Source organism: Rhodococcus sp. 21391, from assembly GCF_016772255.1.
Classification (GTDB): Bacteria; Actinomycetota; Actinomycetes; order Mycobacteriales; family Mycobacteriaceae; genus Rhodococcus_F; species Rhodococcus_F opacus.
Genome location: NZ_CP063781.1, coordinates 4,841,260 through 4,859,252, shown reverse-complemented (window position 1 = coordinate 4,859,252; position 17,993 = coordinate 4,841,260). Strand labels below are relative to the sequence as shown.

At 65.9% G+C, this 17,993-nt stretch carries 14 protein-coding genes and 2 pseudogenes; 7 read left to right on the top strand and 9 right to left on the bottom strand.

Annotated features, from left to right (window positions below):
* Positions 1-77: 77 nt before the first annotated feature.
* The 5 genes from GO592_RS22570 to GO592_RS22550 form a co-directional block, all read right to left on the bottom strand.
* Positions 78-1,613, bottom strand: coding sequence for an APC family permease (locus tag GO592_RS22570; protein ID WP_039952865.1), 1,536 nt, complete (start codon positions 1,611-1,613; stop codon positions 78-80).
* Positions 1,614-1,691: 78 nt separating this feature from the next.
* Positions 1,692-2,072: a cupin domain-containing protein gene (locus tag GO592_RS22565; protein WP_007300762.1), complete on the bottom strand. Its 381-nt coding sequence runs from the start codon at positions 2,070-2,072 to the stop codon at positions 1,692-1,694.
* Complete coding sequence (locus tag GO592_RS22560) at positions 2,069-3,493, bottom strand: NAD(P)/FAD-dependent oxidoreductase (protein ID WP_007300761.1); 1,425 nt, start codon at positions 3,491-3,493, stop codon at positions 2,069-2,071. The genes GO592_RS22565 and GO592_RS22560 overlap by 4 nt, the downstream gene beginning before the upstream one ends.
* Positions 3,494-3,669: 176 nt before the next feature.
* Positions 3,670-5,109 (bottom strand): family 43 glycosylhydrolase, encoded by a 1,440-nt coding sequence (locus GO592_RS22555; protein WP_007300760.1) that lies wholly within the window; start codon positions 5,107-5,109, stop codon positions 3,670-3,672.
* Positions 5,110-5,232: 123 nt separating this feature from the next.
* The gene (locus GO592_RS22550) at positions 5,233-5,664 is read right to left on the bottom strand and encodes a nitroreductase/quinone reductase family protein (RefSeq protein WP_007300759.1); all 432 of its coding nucleotides are present in this window, start codon (positions 5,662-5,664) and stop codon (positions 5,233-5,235) included.
* Between the two features lie 305 nt (positions 5,665-5,969).
* On the opposite strand from GO592_RS22550, the gene GO592_RS22545 reads away from it, so the two are divergent.
* Positions 5,970-6,368 carry a hypothetical protein gene (locus GO592_RS22545; protein WP_007300758.1) on the top strand — a complete coding sequence of 133 codons (399 nt, stop codon included), beginning with the start codon at positions 5,970-5,972 and terminating at the stop codon, positions 6,366-6,368.
* Here GO592_RS22545 and GO592_RS22540 read toward each other — a convergent pair.
* Both GO592_RS22540 and GO592_RS22535 read right to left on the bottom strand, forming a co-directional pair.
* Positions 6,352-6,855 (bottom strand): hypothetical protein, encoded by a 504-nt coding sequence (locus tag GO592_RS22540; RefSeq protein ID WP_005264047.1) that lies wholly within the window; start codon positions 6,853-6,855, stop codon positions 6,352-6,354. The genes GO592_RS22545 and GO592_RS22540 overlap by 17 nt on opposite strands.
* Positions 6,856-6,972: 117 nt before the next feature.
* Positions 6,973-8,196 (bottom strand): ISL3 family transposase, encoded by a 1,224-nt coding sequence (locus GO592_RS22535; RefSeq protein WP_172651615.1) that lies wholly within the window; start codon positions 8,194-8,196, stop codon positions 6,973-6,975.
* 189 nt (positions 8,197-8,385) lie between these two features.
* Here GO592_RS22535 and GO592_RS22530 point away from each other — a divergent pair, with 189 nt between their 5' ends.
* Positions 8,386-9,702: an HNH endonuclease signature motif containing protein gene (locus GO592_RS22530; RefSeq protein ID WP_202714975.1), complete on the top strand. Its 1,317-nt coding sequence runs from the start codon at positions 8,386-8,388 to the stop codon at positions 9,700-9,702.
* Between the two features lie 81 nt (positions 9,703-9,783).
* On the opposite strand, the pseudogene GO592_RS22525 reads toward GO592_RS22530, so the two are convergent.
* Positions 9,784-12,403: pseudogene (locus GO592_RS22525) on the bottom strand (LuxR C-terminal-related transcriptional regulator).
* A 288-nt stretch (positions 12,404-12,691) separates the two neighbouring features.
* Between GO592_RS22525 and GO592_RS22520 the strand changes: the two are divergent.
* From GO592_RS22520 to GO592_RS22510, 3 genes and pseudogenes are all read left to right on the top strand, one after another.
* Complete coding sequence (locus GO592_RS22520) at positions 12,692-13,132, top strand: hypothetical protein (RefSeq protein ID WP_007299818.1); 441 nt, start codon at positions 12,692-12,694, stop codon at positions 13,130-13,132.
* A gap of 188 nt (positions 13,133-13,320) precedes the next feature.
* Positions 13,321-14,598: pseudogene (locus GO592_RS22515) on the top strand (S8 family serine peptidase).
* Between the two features lie 16 nt (positions 14,599-14,614).
* Positions 14,615-14,857, top strand: a complete 243-nt coding sequence (locus GO592_RS22510) for a hypothetical protein (protein ID WP_007299817.1) — start codon at positions 14,615-14,617, stop codon at positions 14,855-14,857.
* Positions 14,858-14,863: 6 nt separating this feature from the next.
* Here GO592_RS22510 and GO592_RS22505 read toward each other — a convergent pair whose 3' ends face one another.
* Positions 14,864-15,382 carry an arsenate reductase/protein-tyrosine-phosphatase family protein gene (locus GO592_RS22505; protein ID WP_039952538.1) on the bottom strand — a complete coding sequence of 173 codons (519 nt, stop codon included), beginning with the start codon at positions 15,380-15,382 and terminating at the stop codon, positions 14,864-14,866.
* Positions 15,383-15,487: 105 nt separating this feature from the next.
* On the opposite strand from GO592_RS22505, the gene GO592_RS22500 reads away from it, so the two are divergent.
* Positions 15,488-16,810, top strand: coding sequence for a UDP-glucose dehydrogenase family protein (locus GO592_RS22500; protein WP_005238244.1), 1,323 nt, complete (start codon positions 15,488-15,490; stop codon positions 16,808-16,810).
* A 131-nt stretch (positions 16,811-16,941) separates the two neighbouring features.
* A complete protein-coding gene (locus tag GO592_RS22495; RefSeq protein ID WP_007299815.1) occupies positions 16,942-17,907 on the top strand; it encodes an esterase/lipase family protein in 966 nt (321 codons plus the stop codon).
* Positions 17,908-17,993 lie beyond the last annotated feature (86 nt).

The following is a 17,993-nucleotide window of genomic DNA, read 5'->3' as shown; positions in this document are numbered from 1 at the left end:
CTCCCTTGCTCGTCGTATCGAAGACAATCGGCTCGGACATTTCGGAAACTATCGCCTCTTCCCGGTGACGTCGGCACTCACGACTCGGGCACCTTCACTTCCGTGTCGGCGGTGAGGGTGCGTCCGCGGAAGAAGTCCCGGGAGCCGGTCGCGAAACACAGCAACATCAGGGGGATTCCGACCACCAGCATTCCGACGCCGAGAACGAACACGCCCCCGAACGGGCCGAACGCGGTGAATCCGTAGTCGGGACGCAGCATGTCGACGGCGCTCTGGACGAAAGCCCACGTCATGCAGAGGGCGCCGAGCAACGGAAAGATGCCGCGCATGAACAGATTACGTGCCGAGTCGAGGAGTGTCCGACGGAAGTACCAGACACACGCGTAGGCGGTGATGCCGTAGTAGAAGGCGACCGCGAGTCCGAGCGACGCCACCGAATCCTGCAGGGCGTTGGCGCTCGCGAACGACAGGACAAGGTAGAACAGGAGCGCCGACGCTCCCATGACCAGGGTTCCGAAGCCGGGGGTCATGTACCGGGGGTGCACGGTGGAGAATTTTCGCGGCAGTGCCTCGTAGACCGCCATCGACAACGTTCCGCGGGCCGTCGGCAGGATGGTGGTCTGGGTCGAGGAGAGCGCGGAGATCGAGACGGTCAGCAGCAATAACGACGCTGCCACCGGTCCGGCGACCGGCCCGCCCAGGGTGGTCAGGACGTCGTCGACGTTTTCGGGATTGTTCAGGCCGATGCCGGTGTCGCCGAACCCGGCGAACGACTGGACCGCGTATCCGACCAGGACGTACGTGGCGACGAGAATGACCGTGGTCAAGACCGCGGCGCGGCCGGGGGTCCGCTCGGAATCCTTTGTTTCCTCACCGACCGCCAGGCAGGCATCCCACCCCCAGTAGATGAAGATGCACAGGATGATGGCCTGTGCGGCACTGGACATCGAGATGCCGGTGGGAATGATCCAGTCGAGTTTCGGGGTGATCGCCTGCGGGCCGGCGGTGCCGCCGAACACCTTCGACAGTGCGATGACGCTGACCCCGATGAGGACGGTGAACTGGACGGCGATCAGGACATTCTGCAGCCGTTCGCTGATGAGGATGCCGCGAAAGCTGACGTAGGTCATGGCGGCGATGAAGAAACACCCCAGCAGAACCTTCGCGGCGAGCGACTCGGCTGCCGCGTGCAACCCGAGAACCTCGAACAGGTAGATCGCCGCAATCTCCGCGGTGTTGGTGAGGACGATGATTGCGGACACGGCGAGTCCCCACCCCGCCATCCACCCGATCCACGGACCGAACGCCTTGGTACCCCAGGTGAACGAGGTGCCGCAGTCCGGGGTGTCCCGATTGAGCTCGCGGTAGGCGAACGCCGTGAGCAACATCGGGATGAACGCGACGAGGAACATCGACGGTGCCTTGTCGCCGACTGCCAGAACGACGTATCCCAGCGTCGCGGCGAGGCTGTAGGCGGGCGCGACCGACGACAGCCCGATCACCGTGTTGCCGATCAATCCCAGTGCGCCGCTGTTGAGGCCCTTCGCGGTGCCGAGCGGGTTCTGGGTCTTCGAGGGCTGGGTCTTCAAGGGCGGAGGTTCGGCAATGCTCATCAATTCTCCCTCGAGGTGTGCAGGTCCGGGCAGACGTGCCCGTGCAGGTGTAGTACAGGGGTGCAGTGGTTTTCGCGGCTATGTTGCCGGTGCGGCGATGAAGATCTTCCGCAGCGTGTCACGCACGATCCACCGGGTCTTCTGGCCGGACCGCACATGGACGACACTTCCGGGACCGAGCTCGAGATCGGGGGTGCCGTCCTCGAACTGCACTGTCGCGTCGCCGCTGAGCACCACGAACACCTCGTCGATCTCGACGTCGCACGAGGTGCTGGGCTCGATCTCCCACACGCCGACGGTGACACCGGCGAAGTCGCCGAGCACTCGTTCGCCGACCATCGGCACGCTGTCGCCGATCACCTGCTCGTCGGGCAGGCGGTGGTAATCGAGATCGGTGGTTCGAGCCTCGATATGCGGTCCGGATTCCCAGGCGACGACCCCGGTCGCAGGGCCGCTCACGAGTCGAACCCCAATCCCACCGCGTCGAGAGCCTTGAGGAAGACGTTCCGCCGGCCTTCCTGATGATCGGCGCGATCGAGGGACCACCGAGTGGCGTTGATGCCGGCCGCCGCCAACGGTTCGGGCGGGAAGGGGAGGGGCATCGACTTCACCAAGTCCAACTCCGTCAATGCCGTCGTTTCGCCGGACACCTTGTCGAGCATGACGTTCGCCGCGAAGCGGGAGGCGCCGACACCGAGACCGGTGAAGCCGGCCGCGTACGCGATCCGCCCCTTCGCCGCGGAACCGAAGAACGAGCAGAAGCGCGTCGACGTGTCGATGACGCCACCCCACTTGTGGGTGAACTCCAGGCCCTCGAGCTGCGGGAACGTCGTGAAGAAGTGGCTCGCGAGCCTCGTGTGGGACTCGGGACGGTCTTCGAGGTCGTGGTGCATTCCCCGCCCGAAATGGTAGATCGCGTCGTATCCGCCCCAGAGGATTCGGTTGTCGCGGGTGAGCCGGTAGTAGTGGAATTGGTTGGACATGTCGGCGACGCCCTGTCGCGCAGACCATCCGACCTCCGCGAGCTGTGCGTCGGACAGCGGTTCGGTCATGAGCACGTAGTCGTACACCGGAACCGTATGCAGCCGGTACCTCTTCAGCAGGGACGGAAACGCATTGGTTGCCAGGATCACTCGTCCGGCCGACAGGGTCGCGGACGCCGTCCGAACGCCGACCCGGGACGACGATCGGGAGCGGACGAGATCGAGAACCTTGGTGTGCTCGAACATCTCGACACCGTGCTCCGCGCAGGCCCGGCCGAGTTCGGTGGCGAGCTTGGCCGGATGCACCAGCGCGGTGGACTGCTTGTCCCACACACCGGCCAGATACGTGGGCGAGTTCACCTGCGCCCGCATCGCGGGCCCGTCGAGCACCGTGGTGGTAGCGCTCGGCGGCGTGTCGAACACGTCCTTCGCCTGGTAATCGGCGATCGCGACCGAGATCGCACCGTTCCGTTCGAAATCGCAGTCCAACCCCAGAGTGTGGACGGTCTTCTCGATGGCGTCGAGGTTCTCGAGCCCGAGCGCTTCGAGGGCGTCGATCTCCCCCGGCCAGCGTCGTCGTCCGTTCTCGCTGCCGTGGGTCAGGCTGGCTTCGACGAACCCGCCGTTACGACCGGATGCGGCCCAACCGATGGTCTCGCCCTCCACGAGCGCGACGGACAGTTCGGGGTGGCGCTGTTTCGCGAGCAGAGCACTCCAGAGTCCGGTGTATCCGCCGCCGACGACCACCAGGTCGTACGCGGCGTCGGCCGAGGCGGCCGGGTAGGTGGGTGTGTCGGCGACGTCCTCGATCCAGAACGGTGCCAACCGGGTGCGCCGGAGCGCATGGTCGACGACCTTCGCGTTCGGTTGATTCTTCTCGAACACTGTCTGCAGCATGGAGCACCTTTGTTGGTGGAATGACCTAAAGGTGGCGTGTGAGGCACGTCACTGTGGCTCCCATCCTGACCTACGCCTGCCGCTATTTCAATAGCGATAGGCGAGAAATGTTGCGGATTCAGTTGTCGAAGTGAGAATCGGAAACCGAATCGGTTGTCCCCTGCCGGCGGCCCTCGTCAGCGCGCGACAGTGCCGAGGTGCAGCGACACCGAGCGGACCGGGCTGATCCTGGCCTCGTCGCCGGACTTCACGGCGTGAACGGTGCCGAACTCGACGGTCTCGTCGGGGTAGGTGCCCGCGAACGCGTAGGCGTAGTAGGTGCCGGCGACCGCATCTCCCGGGACCGTGTAGGCGATGGCCTCCTCGAGCACCTCGCCGGGTTGCAGGTCGACGTCGATCGGCCCGAAGAACGGATCGCTGGTCCGGTTGTCGGGTGACACGGCGCTGACCCATACCTGCCCCGCGTAGGGACGATCGTCGGGGGCCTCGACGAGCATGGTGGTGTCGACGGTCCCGCCGCCCGCGGGCAGTGTGGTGTCGGAATCGGCGCGCAGCGTGACCCGCACCGGCAGGTCCGTGTCGGGGTTCGCCGGCCCGGTCGACGCGGGCGATCCGTCACCGACCTCGGGCCAGCCGTTCGCCCACACGATCCGGTCGATCATCCCTTCGCGCCGGCGGGCTCCGCTGGGCAGATCCCGGTTGTCGCGCGGAATGGCGTGGTACACGATCCAATCCGAGCCCGCGTCGTCGGAGACCACCGTGTTGTGGCCCGGCCCGGCCCACGGTTCGCTGCCGGCGAGGATGAGGGCCCCTCCGCCGTCGTTCAGGTCCTGACCCTTCCGGTCGAGGTACGGCCCGGTGAGCGACTCCGACCGGCCGACGAGGACGCGGTAGGCGGTGTCGGCGCCGTTGCAGCAGTTGCCGGCGGAGAGGAACAGGTAGTAGTAGCCGTCGTGGAATTCGACGTAGGGGCCTTCAAAGCGCTCGTCCGCGACGCGTACGGGCTCGCCGGCCGCCGCGGTGCCGTCCGGGCTGAGGGGGATGGCGTGGACGCCCTGGAAGTTGCCGACGAACATGGTCTTCGTCGTGCCGTCGTCCCACACGAACGGATCGATGGTGCCGCCGACGCCGACGTCGTGGGCGCAGAACACGGGGCGGCCGAGATCGGTCCACGGTCCGGTGGGCCTGTCGGCGGTGGCGAGACCGATGCACGGGTTCGATTCGTCGTAGAGCGAGTAGTACAGGCTGTACTGGCCGTCGGACTCGAGCACGTTGGGTGCCCACGCGAGCTTGCCGTCGGGATGCCACGCGGGCCGGTCGGGGAAGACGTCGCCGAGGTACATCCAGTCCATGAGGTCGGCGGACTTGAAGATCGACATGTTGTGCATGCCTTGGCCGTCGCCCCAGTCGTCGGCGGTCGTGTACATGTAGAACATGCCGTCGGACGCGCGGACGACGCTCGGGTCTGCGGCCACCGGTTGCACGATCGCTTCGGCCGTCGCCGACGGGGCGGGCGCACCCATGAAGACGAGAAGCATCAGCGTCGTCACGATCCACCCACGCCGCGGACGGTGTCGGGTGCCGGACTTGTGCAGCGCAGCATCGTCAGTGTCCACGTCACTCCCAACCTCGCCCGCCCGGAATCCGCAAATCTATAAGGGTGAGGTCGAGGTTAAGGGTGGAACCGGCTCACTGCGCCGGACTGCAACCGAACCGTGTTCTGCCGGCGGTGACCGCGGTCAGGTCGTGGGGTCGAGCAGAACCAGCGGGATCTCGCGGTCCGTCTTCTTCTGGTAGCCGGCGTATCCCTTATAGGCGGCGGTCACTTTCGGCCACAGACGGGCCCGCTCCTCGGCGGTTGCCACGTGGGCGCGCATGGATTGCGCAGGCTTTCCCTGGAGAGACAGCTGGACCACCGGGTTGGCCTGCAGGTTCAGGAACCACGCGGGGTTGCGGTCGTCGCCGCCGCGTGACGCCACCACGACGAGGGTGTCGCCTTCCTGCACCGGCACGGTCAGCATGACGCTGTGCACCTTTCCGGTCTTGCGGCCGACGGTGGTCAACTCCACCGCCGGCATCTTGCCGAAACTTCTCCCGACCCGCCCACCGGTGACGCGCAGGAGGACGCGGTGGGCGGCGTTCATGAACTTGAGTGCGCGGTCCGACGGCATGGTTTTCAGCCTAACGGTGTCGGTGCCCGCCGGAGGCTGCTCGCGCTGTCGACGGATTGTCGTCGACGAGTTCGCTCGGGCCGATTCCGGCCTCGCCCGCGATTCCGGCGAGTTCCGCGCCGACCGACTCGTGCGGTTCGTCGGCGGTCGCCTCCCTCTGCGGCCCCCCGCACCCCAGGCGCTGTGGCCCGATCGGGGGACAGTCGAATCATCCGATTCAAGACCCGATCGGGGGACAGTCGCGACGCCCGATTCGCGACAGGATGACTCTCATGCGAGTCGGACGCAGGAACAGGACGAGGTAGATGTCGACGATTGCGAGCACCACATTGGCCGAGGTGGCGTCCGAGTGGTGCACCGAGGCGGAGATTCAGGTGCAGTCATCGGCTGCCGCGGGCGGGCGAAATGTCACGCGGAGTGTGTTGTTCATCGGCAACCCATCCACCGTCACCGAAGTGACGCACTGGGCCGCCGTGCGGCACTGGACGGTGGAGCAGGGGCTGAAACCCGTACGCGAACTCCAGGGTGACGTGCTGTGCGCGATCGTCACCGAGGCCGTCGCCGACGGGACCGGTGCGTCGGCGGATGCGGCGGTCGTGCAGCGCGTGCGCGCCCGAGGCCTGGACTGCATCCCCGTTTACGACATCGAGCCGTGGGGGACGGCCCGGTTGCCCGGTGCGCTTCCGCCTACGTCGGCTCCGTGAGCGCGCGTTGGGCTGCGGGCCAGAATTCGAAACCTGCGGTCATCAGTCCGCCGAGCCCGATGATGATCACCGCGGCGTCGACGCTGGTCCGCCCCTCCTTCGCCCAGTAGACGTCTTGCAAGTCCAGCAGCAACGCCAACTCGTCGACGATGAGCGCGGTGCCGACGCCGTATGAGATCGGCACCGTCGGATGGTGGCGTTGCTTCTCGGAGCCGCGTACCGCCACCGCCCCGACCCCGGCCAGCGCCGCGATGCCGAGGTTGTAATGGTGGAAATGACGGCCGTCGAGACTCAACCCACCGCCGGCCGGTCCGTGCCCGCGCCTGATCCAGTGCGTCAACGCCCGCACCCCCGCGAACGTCAGCGTGAACGCGCCCCACGACACCACCGCCGACTGCTCACTCGGATCGAGCTTCCTCCGCCACGCGGCACGCAGACGGCGCAAGCGACTGCGGTGGGGTTCGGTCGCCGGGTCCTGGGTCGTCACACCGTCAAGCGTGCCACCCGTCCGCGTACTTCGTATGTCGTTCCGGGACTTCTTCGGTGGGGTTCCCGAAGGTCGCGGCTGTCACGAAACCATTGACTCGAACAAACGTGGCGCTCCTCACCTTTGTGTGGGTAGTTTTGGATTAATTCCTCCGAGCGTCAGGTAGATCATCGAGGTCAGCGATTCAGCGGAATGGTGTCCGTAGCCGCGAGCGTTGATGAGTCTGATCTTTGAGTTGATACCTTCGATGAGGCCGTTTGAGATGCCGAGTTCTACTGCTGCGATGATTCCGTCGTAGTGCTTGTGGATCTGTTGGGCGAGCATTGTGAATGCCGGGATTCCGCTGTGTGCGGCGTCGTCGATCCATGCGCGTAGATGTCGTTTGGCACGTGAGGGTTTGACGGTGCGGAACAAGTCCCGCATTTGCTCTTTCAGTCGCCATGCGTGCCCGACCTGCTGATCCTGACCTGTGAGCGTGTCGACCAGGGCGCGGCGCTGGTCGGTGAGTCGTTCGGCGCCGGTTCGCAACGCGATGCGGACTTTGCGCCAGCTACCGCTCGAGAGCTCTATTCTGCGGCGGTTGGCCGAGGAAGCCTCGGAGAACACTCGGTCCAACGCCCGGTTTACCCACTGCATGACATGGAATGGGTCGAAACAGATACGGGCGTTTGGTACGTGCTCCTCGGTGGCGACGCGATATGCCTTCGATCCGTCCATCGATACCGACTCGATCGAGTCGAGATCTGACTCCTGTTGCTGCTCATAAAAGGCCGCGAGTGATTCGGTGCTCCGCCCGGGTTCGATATGCACCACGGTCTTGGTGTCGTGGTCGCCGATAACAGTCAAATACTTGTGCGGGTGTCGGTAGCAGATTTCGTCGACGCCGATGCGGTAGATCGCCCCGAGTCGGCGACTGTCGATCAGTTCGTCGACGGTGCGGTTGATGATTGCGGTGACCGTTTCCCACGCGCAGCGCATCAACGTCGCGACGGAGGTGCGGTCGGTGCGGGCGGCGAGCCACAGGATGGTGTCTTCGAAGTCTCGGGTGTGCCGGGCGGTGGGCCGCGCCCACGGCACCTGTTCGGTGCGCACCCCGCAGTCGGGGCAGTCGATGCGGCGGATCTCGTAGACCAACCACAGGCGGTGGGTGCCGAGGTCAAGGTGTCGCCAACGGCGAGTGGACCGGTCATATGTTGCCGACGAGATATACCCGCAGGGACACTGGAGTCGGCGGGCGCGCAGGCGGACTTCGACCTTGACATCGCTGTCTGTGATCGACACCGCGGACACCGATGCACCGGGGATCTTCAAGAGACGGTTAAATGCAGTACTGACGCGCACGTGTAGCGGGCCTCCGGGTTGAGGTAGGTGTGGTAACCCCGAAACCTAGAGGTGCTGCACGTGCGCGTCCCTCATCTCACCGGTGAAACGCCGAACAGTGCGGCCAACAACACAACCCACCCTGAACAGCAGAAATGGCGCCCACAGAAACCCGAGGAGCGCCACAAACGTTCGAAGTAAGATTCGAACATGGGGCTCGGGGGAGATATCCAGGGGGCGTTGTCGGACGAGATTCTGGCGACCGCGGTCGGTGATGCGTGGCGTCTGGCCGAGGCGGAGGTGCTCGATTCGGTCGTTCGTATCTCGGACGAGATTCAGCGGCTCGAAGCCTTGCGCGTCAAGCTCGTCGGTGCCGTCGACCACCGCTGCAAGGTCGATGTGCTGGGGTTTCCGAACACCAAGATGTGGCTGGCTTCCAAGACGTTGCTCGAGGTGGGCGCGGCGGGGCGAATCGTGCTGTTGGGCCGAGGGTTGCGTCTCCAACCGGAGATCGCGGACGAGTACTTCGACACCAACATTTCGGCGGAGCACGCAGCGCTGATCGTGAAGTTCTGCGAACGGCCACCCAAGGGCATGCCGCTCGAAGCGTTGGATGACTGCCGAAATGCGTTGCTGTTCGCCGCAACCGGTCCCACCGCGAACACGGACGCGGTGCGCGCCGTCATTGCCAGGCTGGAACGCGCCTTCGAGTCCGACGATCCGCCGCCCAGTGAAGACACCGACCTCAACGAGTTCCACGCATCCAAGACACTCAACGGCCGTGTCGCCGTCAGAGGCGACCTGGATGCCGTGACCGGTGAGATGCTGCTGTCGGCGCTCTCCGGACTGTCCAAGCCACGGCCCGCGCAGGACGGAACCAAGGACCCCCGCACTCCCGGGCAGCGGCGGGCCGACGGGTTCACCGAACTCCTGCGCCGCTATCTCGACTCCGGGATCGCGGGCGAAGAAGGCGGCGAACGACCACACGTCTCCCTCCACGTCAACGCCAAAGATCTCGCCGACCACACCGACTGCAGTGCACGAGCACAGCAGGATGCCGCTTCGTCCGACGACTCGCTCTTCGCCGTCGATGGGGTGGCGTGGACCGAGTGGATGGGGCCACTGAGTCTCAGGGCAGCCCGGCTCCTCAGCTGCGATTCGATCTACACGCCGATCGTGCTCGACGACAACGGAGCGCCACTCGACCTCGGCATCTCCACCCGGACAGTCACGAAGAGGCAGCGAAAAGCGTTGGTGGCGCGGGATCGAGGATGCGCGTTCCCCGGGTGTGGTGCGCCGCCGTCCTGGTGCGAAGGTCACCACATCATCCACTGGTCCGCAGGCGGGCCGTCCGACATGGGCAACCTGGTGCTGCTCTGCGGATTCCACCACCGGCTGCTGCACCACAGTGACTGGGAGATAGAGATGGGAGCCGACCGGCACCCCACGTTCATCCCACCCCGGCAGGTCGACTGGGAACGAAACCCGATACCGGCGCACAACCGGGCCCGGCCCCGAGCCTCCTGACCCGGGAACCATGCCGACTCTGCAACAGGATGATTCCTGTTGCCGAGTCGGCATGTCGTCGTGCCCGGAGTCCGGTCGGTGTCACCGAACCGTCGTGCCCATCGCCTGCGCAAGACCGTTGCGATCGGCGACGTCGAGCTTCATACACGCACGGTAGATATGACCCTCCACCGTCCGCACCGAGACGAACAACCGATCGGCGATCTGGCGGTTCGACAATCCGGCCGCAACCATCGACCCCACTTCCCGTTCACGACTCGTGAGGGGGAGCGGATGGGCCGCCTCCACCAGCGCGGGAGATGACATGTGGTCGCATCGGGCCGAGAGGACTTCGGCCGCGGCAGCGCACTCGATCGAACGCCGCTTGTCTCCGGCATGCGTAAATGCGATCGCTGCCCTAGCGTAAGCGTCAGCGGCATCCGGCAGGGCGCCGATTCGCTCGAACTCGGTTGCTGCCGATGCCGCACCGCATCCGTTTCGTGCCGCGACTGCCGCCGCATGCCGGGCAACGATGTCGACAAGTTCGCCGTCGCAGATGTCGGCCAACTCGGCGAGACGCGTGGCGGTAGTCGTGTCGCCAAACCGGGTGGCAAGGTGAAGCGCGACCGCCTCGATGCCGAATTGTCCTGACTGACAAGCGCACTCTGCCGCCGACCGCGATAGATCGATGGCGCGCGAGGTTTCGCCTCGTGCGGCGGCGAGCCACGCCTGCGACATCATGAGTTGGGGCCCGAACACGGCCACGTGCCGGCCGTTCCGAGCCTGCGCTGCCGTGATGATCCCGTCCGCCTCGTGAAAGCGACCGAGCTCCGCATACGCCTGACCGAGCGCGATGTAGGCGGGGAAACTCCACGAGATCGCATCGGCCGTATCGCCGACGTTGAGGGCGGCGATCGCCTGCTCGAGGCGACCCGCGGCGTCGGTGAACTGGCCGCGGACAAGTTCCACCGTCCCGACCAGGATGTTCGCAAGCCCCCACGCAACGTATCGGCCACTGGACGCCAACGAGAGGTATTCCTCGGCCCGGTGCTGCGCCGCGCCGAACTGTCCGGTGAGGGTCAATGCCAGGATCTCACCGTGCGCGGCCGGGAACCGCAGCAACCCGTCGATCTGATCGGCCACCGCAGCGCTACGCGCCGCCAGTTCCGGCACTTGGCCGCCGCGTCCCATGAGTGCCAGGGACAAACCGCCACCGAAGAACGCCCACTCGATCGCCCATGGCAGCACTCGGTCGGCGGCCAGAATTGCCTTCGCCGCCGCTGCCGCCTCCTCGGGCCGATTCTCGAACACCGCGCACACCGAGCCGATGCCCTCGATGATCGGGACGAGACTGGGATGCGTGACCTTCTCGCGAAGTACCGCAAGGACCTCGTCGGCCTTCTCGGACTCGCCGCTCGCCCAGAACAGGTTTGCGATCCGCGATGTACCCCAGCGCACCAGTTGCACCTGGTCCAGGCTGTCGGGTGAAAAAGACAGCAGCAGCGATTCGGCCTCGGTGGCGTGCCCCTGCCACAGCAGAGCACGGGCCAGGAGGTCGACCGCCTCGAAGCTGCCGGTCTGGTCGAGTGCCGCGCGTGCGAGCCGTTCCCCCAGCGGAACATTCGCCAAACCGATGGCATCCTCGGCGGCGTTGACCAACAGATCGGGTTCGACCGACCGGTCGCTGTCGAGCGCCAACTCTGCCAGACGAATTCGATTGGAGGATCCGACCACGGCCCGGCTGCTCAGCGCTTCCACGAGCTGTCCCCGGAGCCGTCGGCCCGCCGCGCACCCCACCCGTCGCCGAATCACCTCGCCGAACAGCGGATGCGTGTAACGAACGTCGAGCCGGTGTCCGTCTTCGACGATTCTGACGAGGCCGCGTCGCTCGGCCTCCTCCACCGCGTCGTCACCCGCCAGCTGACCGAGGATGTCCAGATCGAGCGGCTCGCAGAACGTGAGGAGCTGCAACGCCTGCAGCACGTCGTGGGGGATCTGATCGATCCGGTGCTCCAGCAGGGACGCCAGTTCGGACGTGATGGCGGCACGTCCCCGCAACTGCCAGACGCCACCGGAGCGGCGCAGCGTCCCCGCTTCGAGAGCGCCCTCCACCAGATGCCGGACGAACAGCGCGTTCCCGCCCGACGCCTCCCAGATCATGTCCGCGCTCAGCCCCTCGGGGGGGGCCGTCCAACACGGACTCGATCAACTCGATGCTCTGTTCTCGGCTGAACGGCGCCAATTCGAGCCGCAGGAGGTGACCGTCCTTCCACAACGACGTGATCGCGTCGGGCACGGTCTCGCTGTTGCGAACGGTGGCGACGATGTGCACCGCCCTGTCGAGGGCAAGCTGATGAAGGAAGGTCGCCGAGAGCTGATCGAGGAGGTGCGCGTCGTCGACACCGATCACCACGTCGCGACTGTGGCCGTCGTCGAGGAGCGCCTGCCGCGCCGCCGACAGAAAGGCGACCGGATCCCGGGAGGTGGACGCCCCGACCAGATGAGCGAACACACCCAACGGGATGCTTCGCGCCGACTCGGTGCCCGCCACCCATTTCACGTCACGCGGCAACGACTCGGTGGCGAACCTTGCGAGGGTGGTCTTGCCGACGCCGGGATCGCCCGTGAGGACGACACCGCATCCCCCGGACCGAGCCGTGAGCGACGCGGTGATCGCGAAGAACTCGACTTGCCGCTGAATCAAAGGCCACGTCGGACCCATGCATTGATTCTAAGTTTCTCGCGCCACCGGTGACAGCACCGAGTCGAGAATTGGACGCGAGTTATCCAGCGAAGCAGTGCAATACAACCTTGGAGCCGTTTTATGCTGCAGTACTCCTGAGGTGTCGATGGATTGAGTAGTGCGACACGGGCACGAGTTCGGTTTCGAGATCGACCGAAGGTGTGTCCGCACGATCGGGTAGGACGCTACTCGCGAGATTAGCCGACATCCCGGCGACGCTGAATGGGTACCGCGGAAAGTTATTGCGTCGAACTACAGGAGCGTGTCATGACCGCGCGGCCGGAGCCCTTCTTCAGTTGGACAGCGAGACGAGTCGAACTCGACGAACTCCGTGAATCCGAGTCCGCCGTTCTGGTGTTGGACGAAGTCGTGCCGGTGGGAGCCGGCATGGCACGACTGATCGCCACTCGCGACGAGGACACCGACATCGACTACCTCGCTCTGATCGTCGGCGACGTCGCAGACGGACATGACATCGCGGTCCGCGGCGTCGACGAGGAGGCGCTACTCATCGAGGGCAGCCGAACCGAATCCTCTCCGGAGATCCTGATCGGGTTGCGGGCCGCACAGAGCATCTGCGGTTGGTCCGATGCTCGGCACGTCGACAGCCAGCTGTGCCTGGACGGTCCGATCCGGACGATGATCGCATCGATCGGAGTGAGGTCCGTCGTCGTCGACTGGTACCACGTGATCTCTGCGGTCGCATGAACCTAACTACTCACCCCGACAGCCCGGCCCGACACAAATTCGGGTAGCGCGCCACTCGCGGAATTCGGGAGCCCACGCCGGAGAGTGGGGGAGTCCCACGAGCGCCACTGGCGATCGAAAGCTGAAGGTAAGTAGACACATTGACGCGACGACGAGCGCGCCGCGATCCAGAGCAAAAGGACGAAACAGTGATATTTCCACAAGATTCCGACCGTGACGGCGACGGGCCCGTCGCCGATTCGCGGGCCGAGACGACGGGCCGTCAGGTCGTGGTGTTCACGGACGACGGGAGGCGAGCGGGTCCCACAGCACTCCTATGGTCCCTCACCGGCGTCTCGACCGTAACGAGAAGTAGCGAGTTCGATTCTTCGGCAATGGATCTCGAACTGGCGGAAGTGTCCGACGCAGTTCTGTTCGACGAACTCGGAATTGCAGTGGTGACCGCGGACCCAGACCAGTTGGCCGCACTCCGCACGGCAGCCGCCTCGCCCGGCGTCGCGGTCCTCTCGGTCGAACCCGAGTTGGTCCACCATGCGCTGGACAGTGAAGAGACCGTCGTAGAGATCGCACGGCCTGAGAGCGGCGCAGCCGCGCCAGTAGACCTCGACCACTTCCTGGATACGCCGGAGTTCACCTGGGGACTGCAGGCGACGGGCACCACGACGTCGGAATGCAGTGGGCGCGGTGTCAGGATCGCCGTCCTCGACACAGGATTCGATTTCACCCACCCGGATTTCCACGGTCGCACCATCACGGCCCAGTCGTTCGTTCCGGGTGCAGCACCCCAGGACGGGCACGGACACGGCACGCATTGCATCGGAACGGCCTGCGGTCCGGCGGCAGCGACCGGCACCCGCCGATACGGAGTGGCTCATGAGGCCGACATCTTCGTCGGGAAGGTTCTGTCGGATCAGGGGCGTGGCGTGGACGGTGGGATCCTCGCAGGCATCGAGTAGGCCATCGCCAACGGTTGTCAAATCGTCTCGATGTCGCTCGGTGCCGACGTTGCGTCGGTGTCCTTCGCCTACGAGACGGTGGGGCAGCGGGCGCTGGCGGCCGGAGTGCTGATCGTGGCTGCGGCGGGCAACAACGCGAACAGAGCCGCCGGGCGCCCGGGACTCGTCGGCGTACCCGCCAACGGTCCGTCGATCATGGCCGTCGCTGCAGTCGACCCCGATCTCGGGCTGGCCAATTTCTCTGCTGCGAGCAACCCGGTCGCCGGCGGTCAGATCGATGTGGCAGGACCTGGCGTGCGGGTGTTCTCGTCGGTGCCGATGCCCGTGCGGTACGGCTCGAAGAATGGAACGAGTATGGCCACTCCGCACGTCGCGGGTATCGCTGCCCTGTGGTGCGAGAAGACAGGGCGCACCGGCCGCGATCTGTGGTCACTGCTCACCCAGCATTCCCGGCGGCTCGCGTTGCCGTCACTCGATGTGGGTGCCGGGCTGATCCAGGCATCCGGGTAGGAGTGCCCGACGTATCGTGCCGGGCATGGTCGGGATCAGTGTCACGGTGGACGCCGACCACGTCGAGGACATCGACGTGGTCGGCGTCGCGCTGGCCGAGGAGGGCATGCGTGTCGACGCGGTGCACCGCACGATCGGAATCATTTCCGGTTCCGTCCTCGCGAGCCGACTCGCAGCCCTCGAGGCAGTCCCGGGCGTCCTGGCCGTCGAACTGGAGCAGCACGTCGACATCCGCCGTAGCGGCCCTGAACCATGGTAGGCGACGTCAGACGCGGATGCTCCGCGCGATCACACCCAGGAGTTCTGCGATCTCCGACCCGACATTCAGGAATGTCTCCTCGTCCTTGCCGATCGGATCGGAAATGTCCTCCGGCGTCCCGTCCGACTTGTGCTGAGGACGGGCCGACGCCAGGTCGGCGACGGTCTTTGCGTCCGACGCCTCGGCCAGTCGGGCGGCCTCCTTCAGGGTGAATGTCTTCTTCAGCTGCTCGGGAGCCAAGGCCAGGACCTTGTCACGGTGGCTCTCGGTCATCGTCAGCACCAGATCGGCGTCCACCGCGAGATCGGCGGTGAGCAGTCGGGCAGTGAACTTGCCGGGGTCGCCGCCGAGACCTTCGAGGACCTGCGCGGCGGTGGGCTCCATCGCCGCGCCGACCACGGCCTCGGTACCTGCACTTTCGGCAGTCAGATCGGTGATCCCGAGCTCCTCGGCGTATGCCACTGCGAGGCGCTCAGCCGTTGGGGAGCGACAGACGTTTCCGGTGCAGACGAAGAGAACATGCATGGGCGAAGCATAGGGTCTCGCCCCGCACCGTTCGTACACGCACTGTTGGCTTCGAGCATCAGTCGGGTAAATATCGCGCTCACCTGCACTGGTTATCAAGGGTGCATGCGCTGCACCGTGTTTGGAACCGGATACCTGGGAGCCACCCACGCCGCCTGTATGGCGGAACTGGGCCACGACGTCCTGGGCGTCGACATCGATCCCGGAAAAGTGGCGAAGCTCTCCTCCGGGGAGGTCCCGTTCTACGAGCCCGGGCTGGGGGAGGTTCTGCGCCGGAACATCGACGCCGGCCGACTGCACTTCACCACGTCGTACAGCGAGGCCGCCGAGTTCGCCGACCTCCACTTTCTCGGTGTCGGCACCCCGCAGAAGAAGGGCGAGTATGCCGCGGACCTGCGGCACGTGCACTCGGTGATCGACACACTCGCGCCGCTGCTCGATCGTCCGGCCGTCATCGTCGGCAAGTCGACCGTTCCCGTCGGGACGGCGGCGGATCTGGGTGCGCGGGCCCGGGCACTCGCCCCGGCGGGGGACGCCGTGGAAGTGGCGTGGAATCCGGAGTTCCTGCGGGAGGGCTTCGCCGTCGAGGACACCCTGCACCCCGACCGGATGGTGCTGGGAGTGGACCGCCAGCGCCCCGGACGCGCCGAGACCGAGTTGCGCGAACTGTATGCCCGCCTGCTCGGCGAGGACATTCCGTTCCTGGTCACCGACCTCGCCACCGCGGAACTGGTGAAGGTGTCGGCCAATGCGTTCCTCGCCACCAAGATCTCCTTCATCAATGCCATCTCCGAGGTCTGCGAGGCCACCGGCGCCGACGTCACCCAACTCGCCGACGCCCTCGGATACGACGCGCGGATCGGCCGGCGCTTCCTCAACGCCGGGCTGGGCTTCGGCGGCGGCTGCCTGCCCAAGGACATCCGCGCATTCATGGCGCGGGCGGGTGAGCTGGGCGCGAACCAGGCACTGCACTTCCTCCGGGAGGTCGACAGCATCAACATGCGGCGTCGCACCCGGATGGTGGAGTTGGCGGCGCAGGTGTGCGGAGGTTCGCTGCTCGGCGCCAACGTCGCCGTGCTCGGCGCGGCATTCAAGCCCGAATCCGACGACGTCCGTGATTCGCCGGCACTCAACGTCGCGGGAATGATGCAGTTGCACGGGGCAGTGGTCAGCGTCTACGACCCGAAAGCCCTGGACAACTCACGCAGACTGTTCCCGACGCTGAACTACGCGACATCGGCGGTCGAGGCGTGCGACAACGCCGACGCCGTGCTTCTGCTCACCGAGTGGGCGGAGTTCGCGGCCCTGAAACCCGAGGATCTGAACGACGTGGTCCGGGCCCGGGTGATGGTCGACGGCCGCAACTGTCTCGACGCCGCGGACTGGCGCACCGCAGGGTGGGTCTATCGGGGGCTGGGCAGGGGCTGACCTTCGACGCGCAGGTTGCGACCGGGTCACCGAACGGATCGGACCGCGCGGTTCGGTAACAGCTGCGAAAGATCGCCCGCCGCGATTGCCGGACCGGTAGCGTCAGCCTCAATCGCAACGGAGGGCTGGCGATGTCGAAGGCACGTCACGGATCCCGACTCGCACTCCTGGCTGCCGTTGCCTGTATCTGTGCGCTCGGGGGCGCCCCCGCTCGGGCGGCGGAAGTACCGACCCTGCCGGGGCCGGCGCAATCCGACGCCGGCGCGGCCATCTCGTACGCGAAGCAGCATCCGCATTCCGCCCCTCCGGGTGTCAACGACTTCACCTGCCACCCCGACGCCTCCCACCCCCGTCCGGTCGTGCTCGTCCACGGCAGCGACGGCAGTGCGTATTCGAACTGGGCCGGGTTGAGTCCGAAATTGAAGGACGCCGGCTACTGCGTGTTCGCCTTGAACTACGGACGGAAACCGGGCACCGAACACTTCGGGATGCAGACGATGACCGAGGGAGCGGCCGAACTCGAGGTGTTCGTCGACGATGTCCTGGCCGTAACCGGTGCGGACGAGGTCGACCTGATCGGTCACTCGCAGGGCGCGACGGTGGCCCGGTACTACATCAACAGGCTCGGCGGGGCCTCGAAGGTGAACCGCTGGATCGGTCTCGCGTCCCCGTCCTACGGTGGAACGTTCTTCGGGATCGCCACGGCTCTGCAGACGCTGCCCGGCGGCAACGAGTTGATAGTGGGGATCGGTTCTGAGGCCCTCGCCGAGCAGGTGCAGGGATCGCCGTTCCTCACCGCCCTCAACGCCGGCGGTGACACCGTTCCCGGCGTCGAATACACCACGATCGGGACGCGGTACGACGAGGTGATCCAGCCATACACCAACGTCGCGCTACACGACCCCGGTGCCACCAACATCCTCGTCCAGGACCTGTGCCCGCTGGATCAGACCGGACATTTCAACCTGCCCTACGACCCGTTCTCCCAGCAACTGGTACTCAACACGCTCGATCCTGAACACACGATCGTGCCGCCCTGCACGTTCGTACCGCTGGGCACGGGCATCGCGGGAGTGATCATCGCGAGCAACTTCTGAGTTGCCCCTCGCCGAACGGTTGCTCGGTTGCCACGTCGGACCGCTTCGCTAGACTGCGGGCCATGGAGTGGGGGGATTCCGGATCG

Bases quoted from the DNA above. Each gene is read 5' to 3' on its own strand.
- GO592_RS22570 (WP_039952865.1), bottom strand. From the start codon at position 1,613: ATGAGCATTGCCGAACCTCCGCCCTTGAAGACCCAGCCCTCGAAGACC.
- GO592_RS22560 (WP_007300761.1), bottom strand. From the start codon at position 3,493: ATGCTGCAGACAGTGTTCGAGAAGAATCAACCGAACGCGAAGGTCGTC.
- GO592_RS22550 (WP_007300759.1), bottom strand. From the start codon at position 5,664: ATGCCGTCGGACCGCGCACTCAAGTTCATGAACGCCGCCCACCGCGTC.
- GO592_RS22545 (WP_007300758.1), top strand. From the start codon at position 5,970: ATGTCGACGATTGCGAGCACCACATTGGCCGAGGTGGCGTCCGAGTGG.
- GO592_RS22530 (WP_202714975.1), top strand. From the start codon at position 8,386: ATGGGGCTCGGGGGAGATATCCAGGGGGCGTTGTCGGACGAGATTCTG.
- GO592_RS22520 (WP_007299818.1), top strand. From the start codon at position 12,692: ATGACCGCGCGGCCGGAGCCCTTCTTCAGTTGGACAGCGAGACGAGTC.
- GO592_RS22505 (WP_039952538.1), bottom strand. From the start codon at position 15,382: ATGCATGTTCTCTTCGTCTGCACCGGAAACGTCTGTCGCTCCCCAACG.
- GO592_RS22500 (WP_005238244.1), top strand. From the start codon at position 15,488: ATGCGCTGCACCGTGTTTGGAACCGGATACCTGGGAGCCACCCACGCC.
- GO592_RS22495 (WP_007299815.1), top strand. From the start codon at position 16,942: ATGTCGAAGGCACGTCACGGATCCCGACTCGCACTCCTGGCTGCCGTT.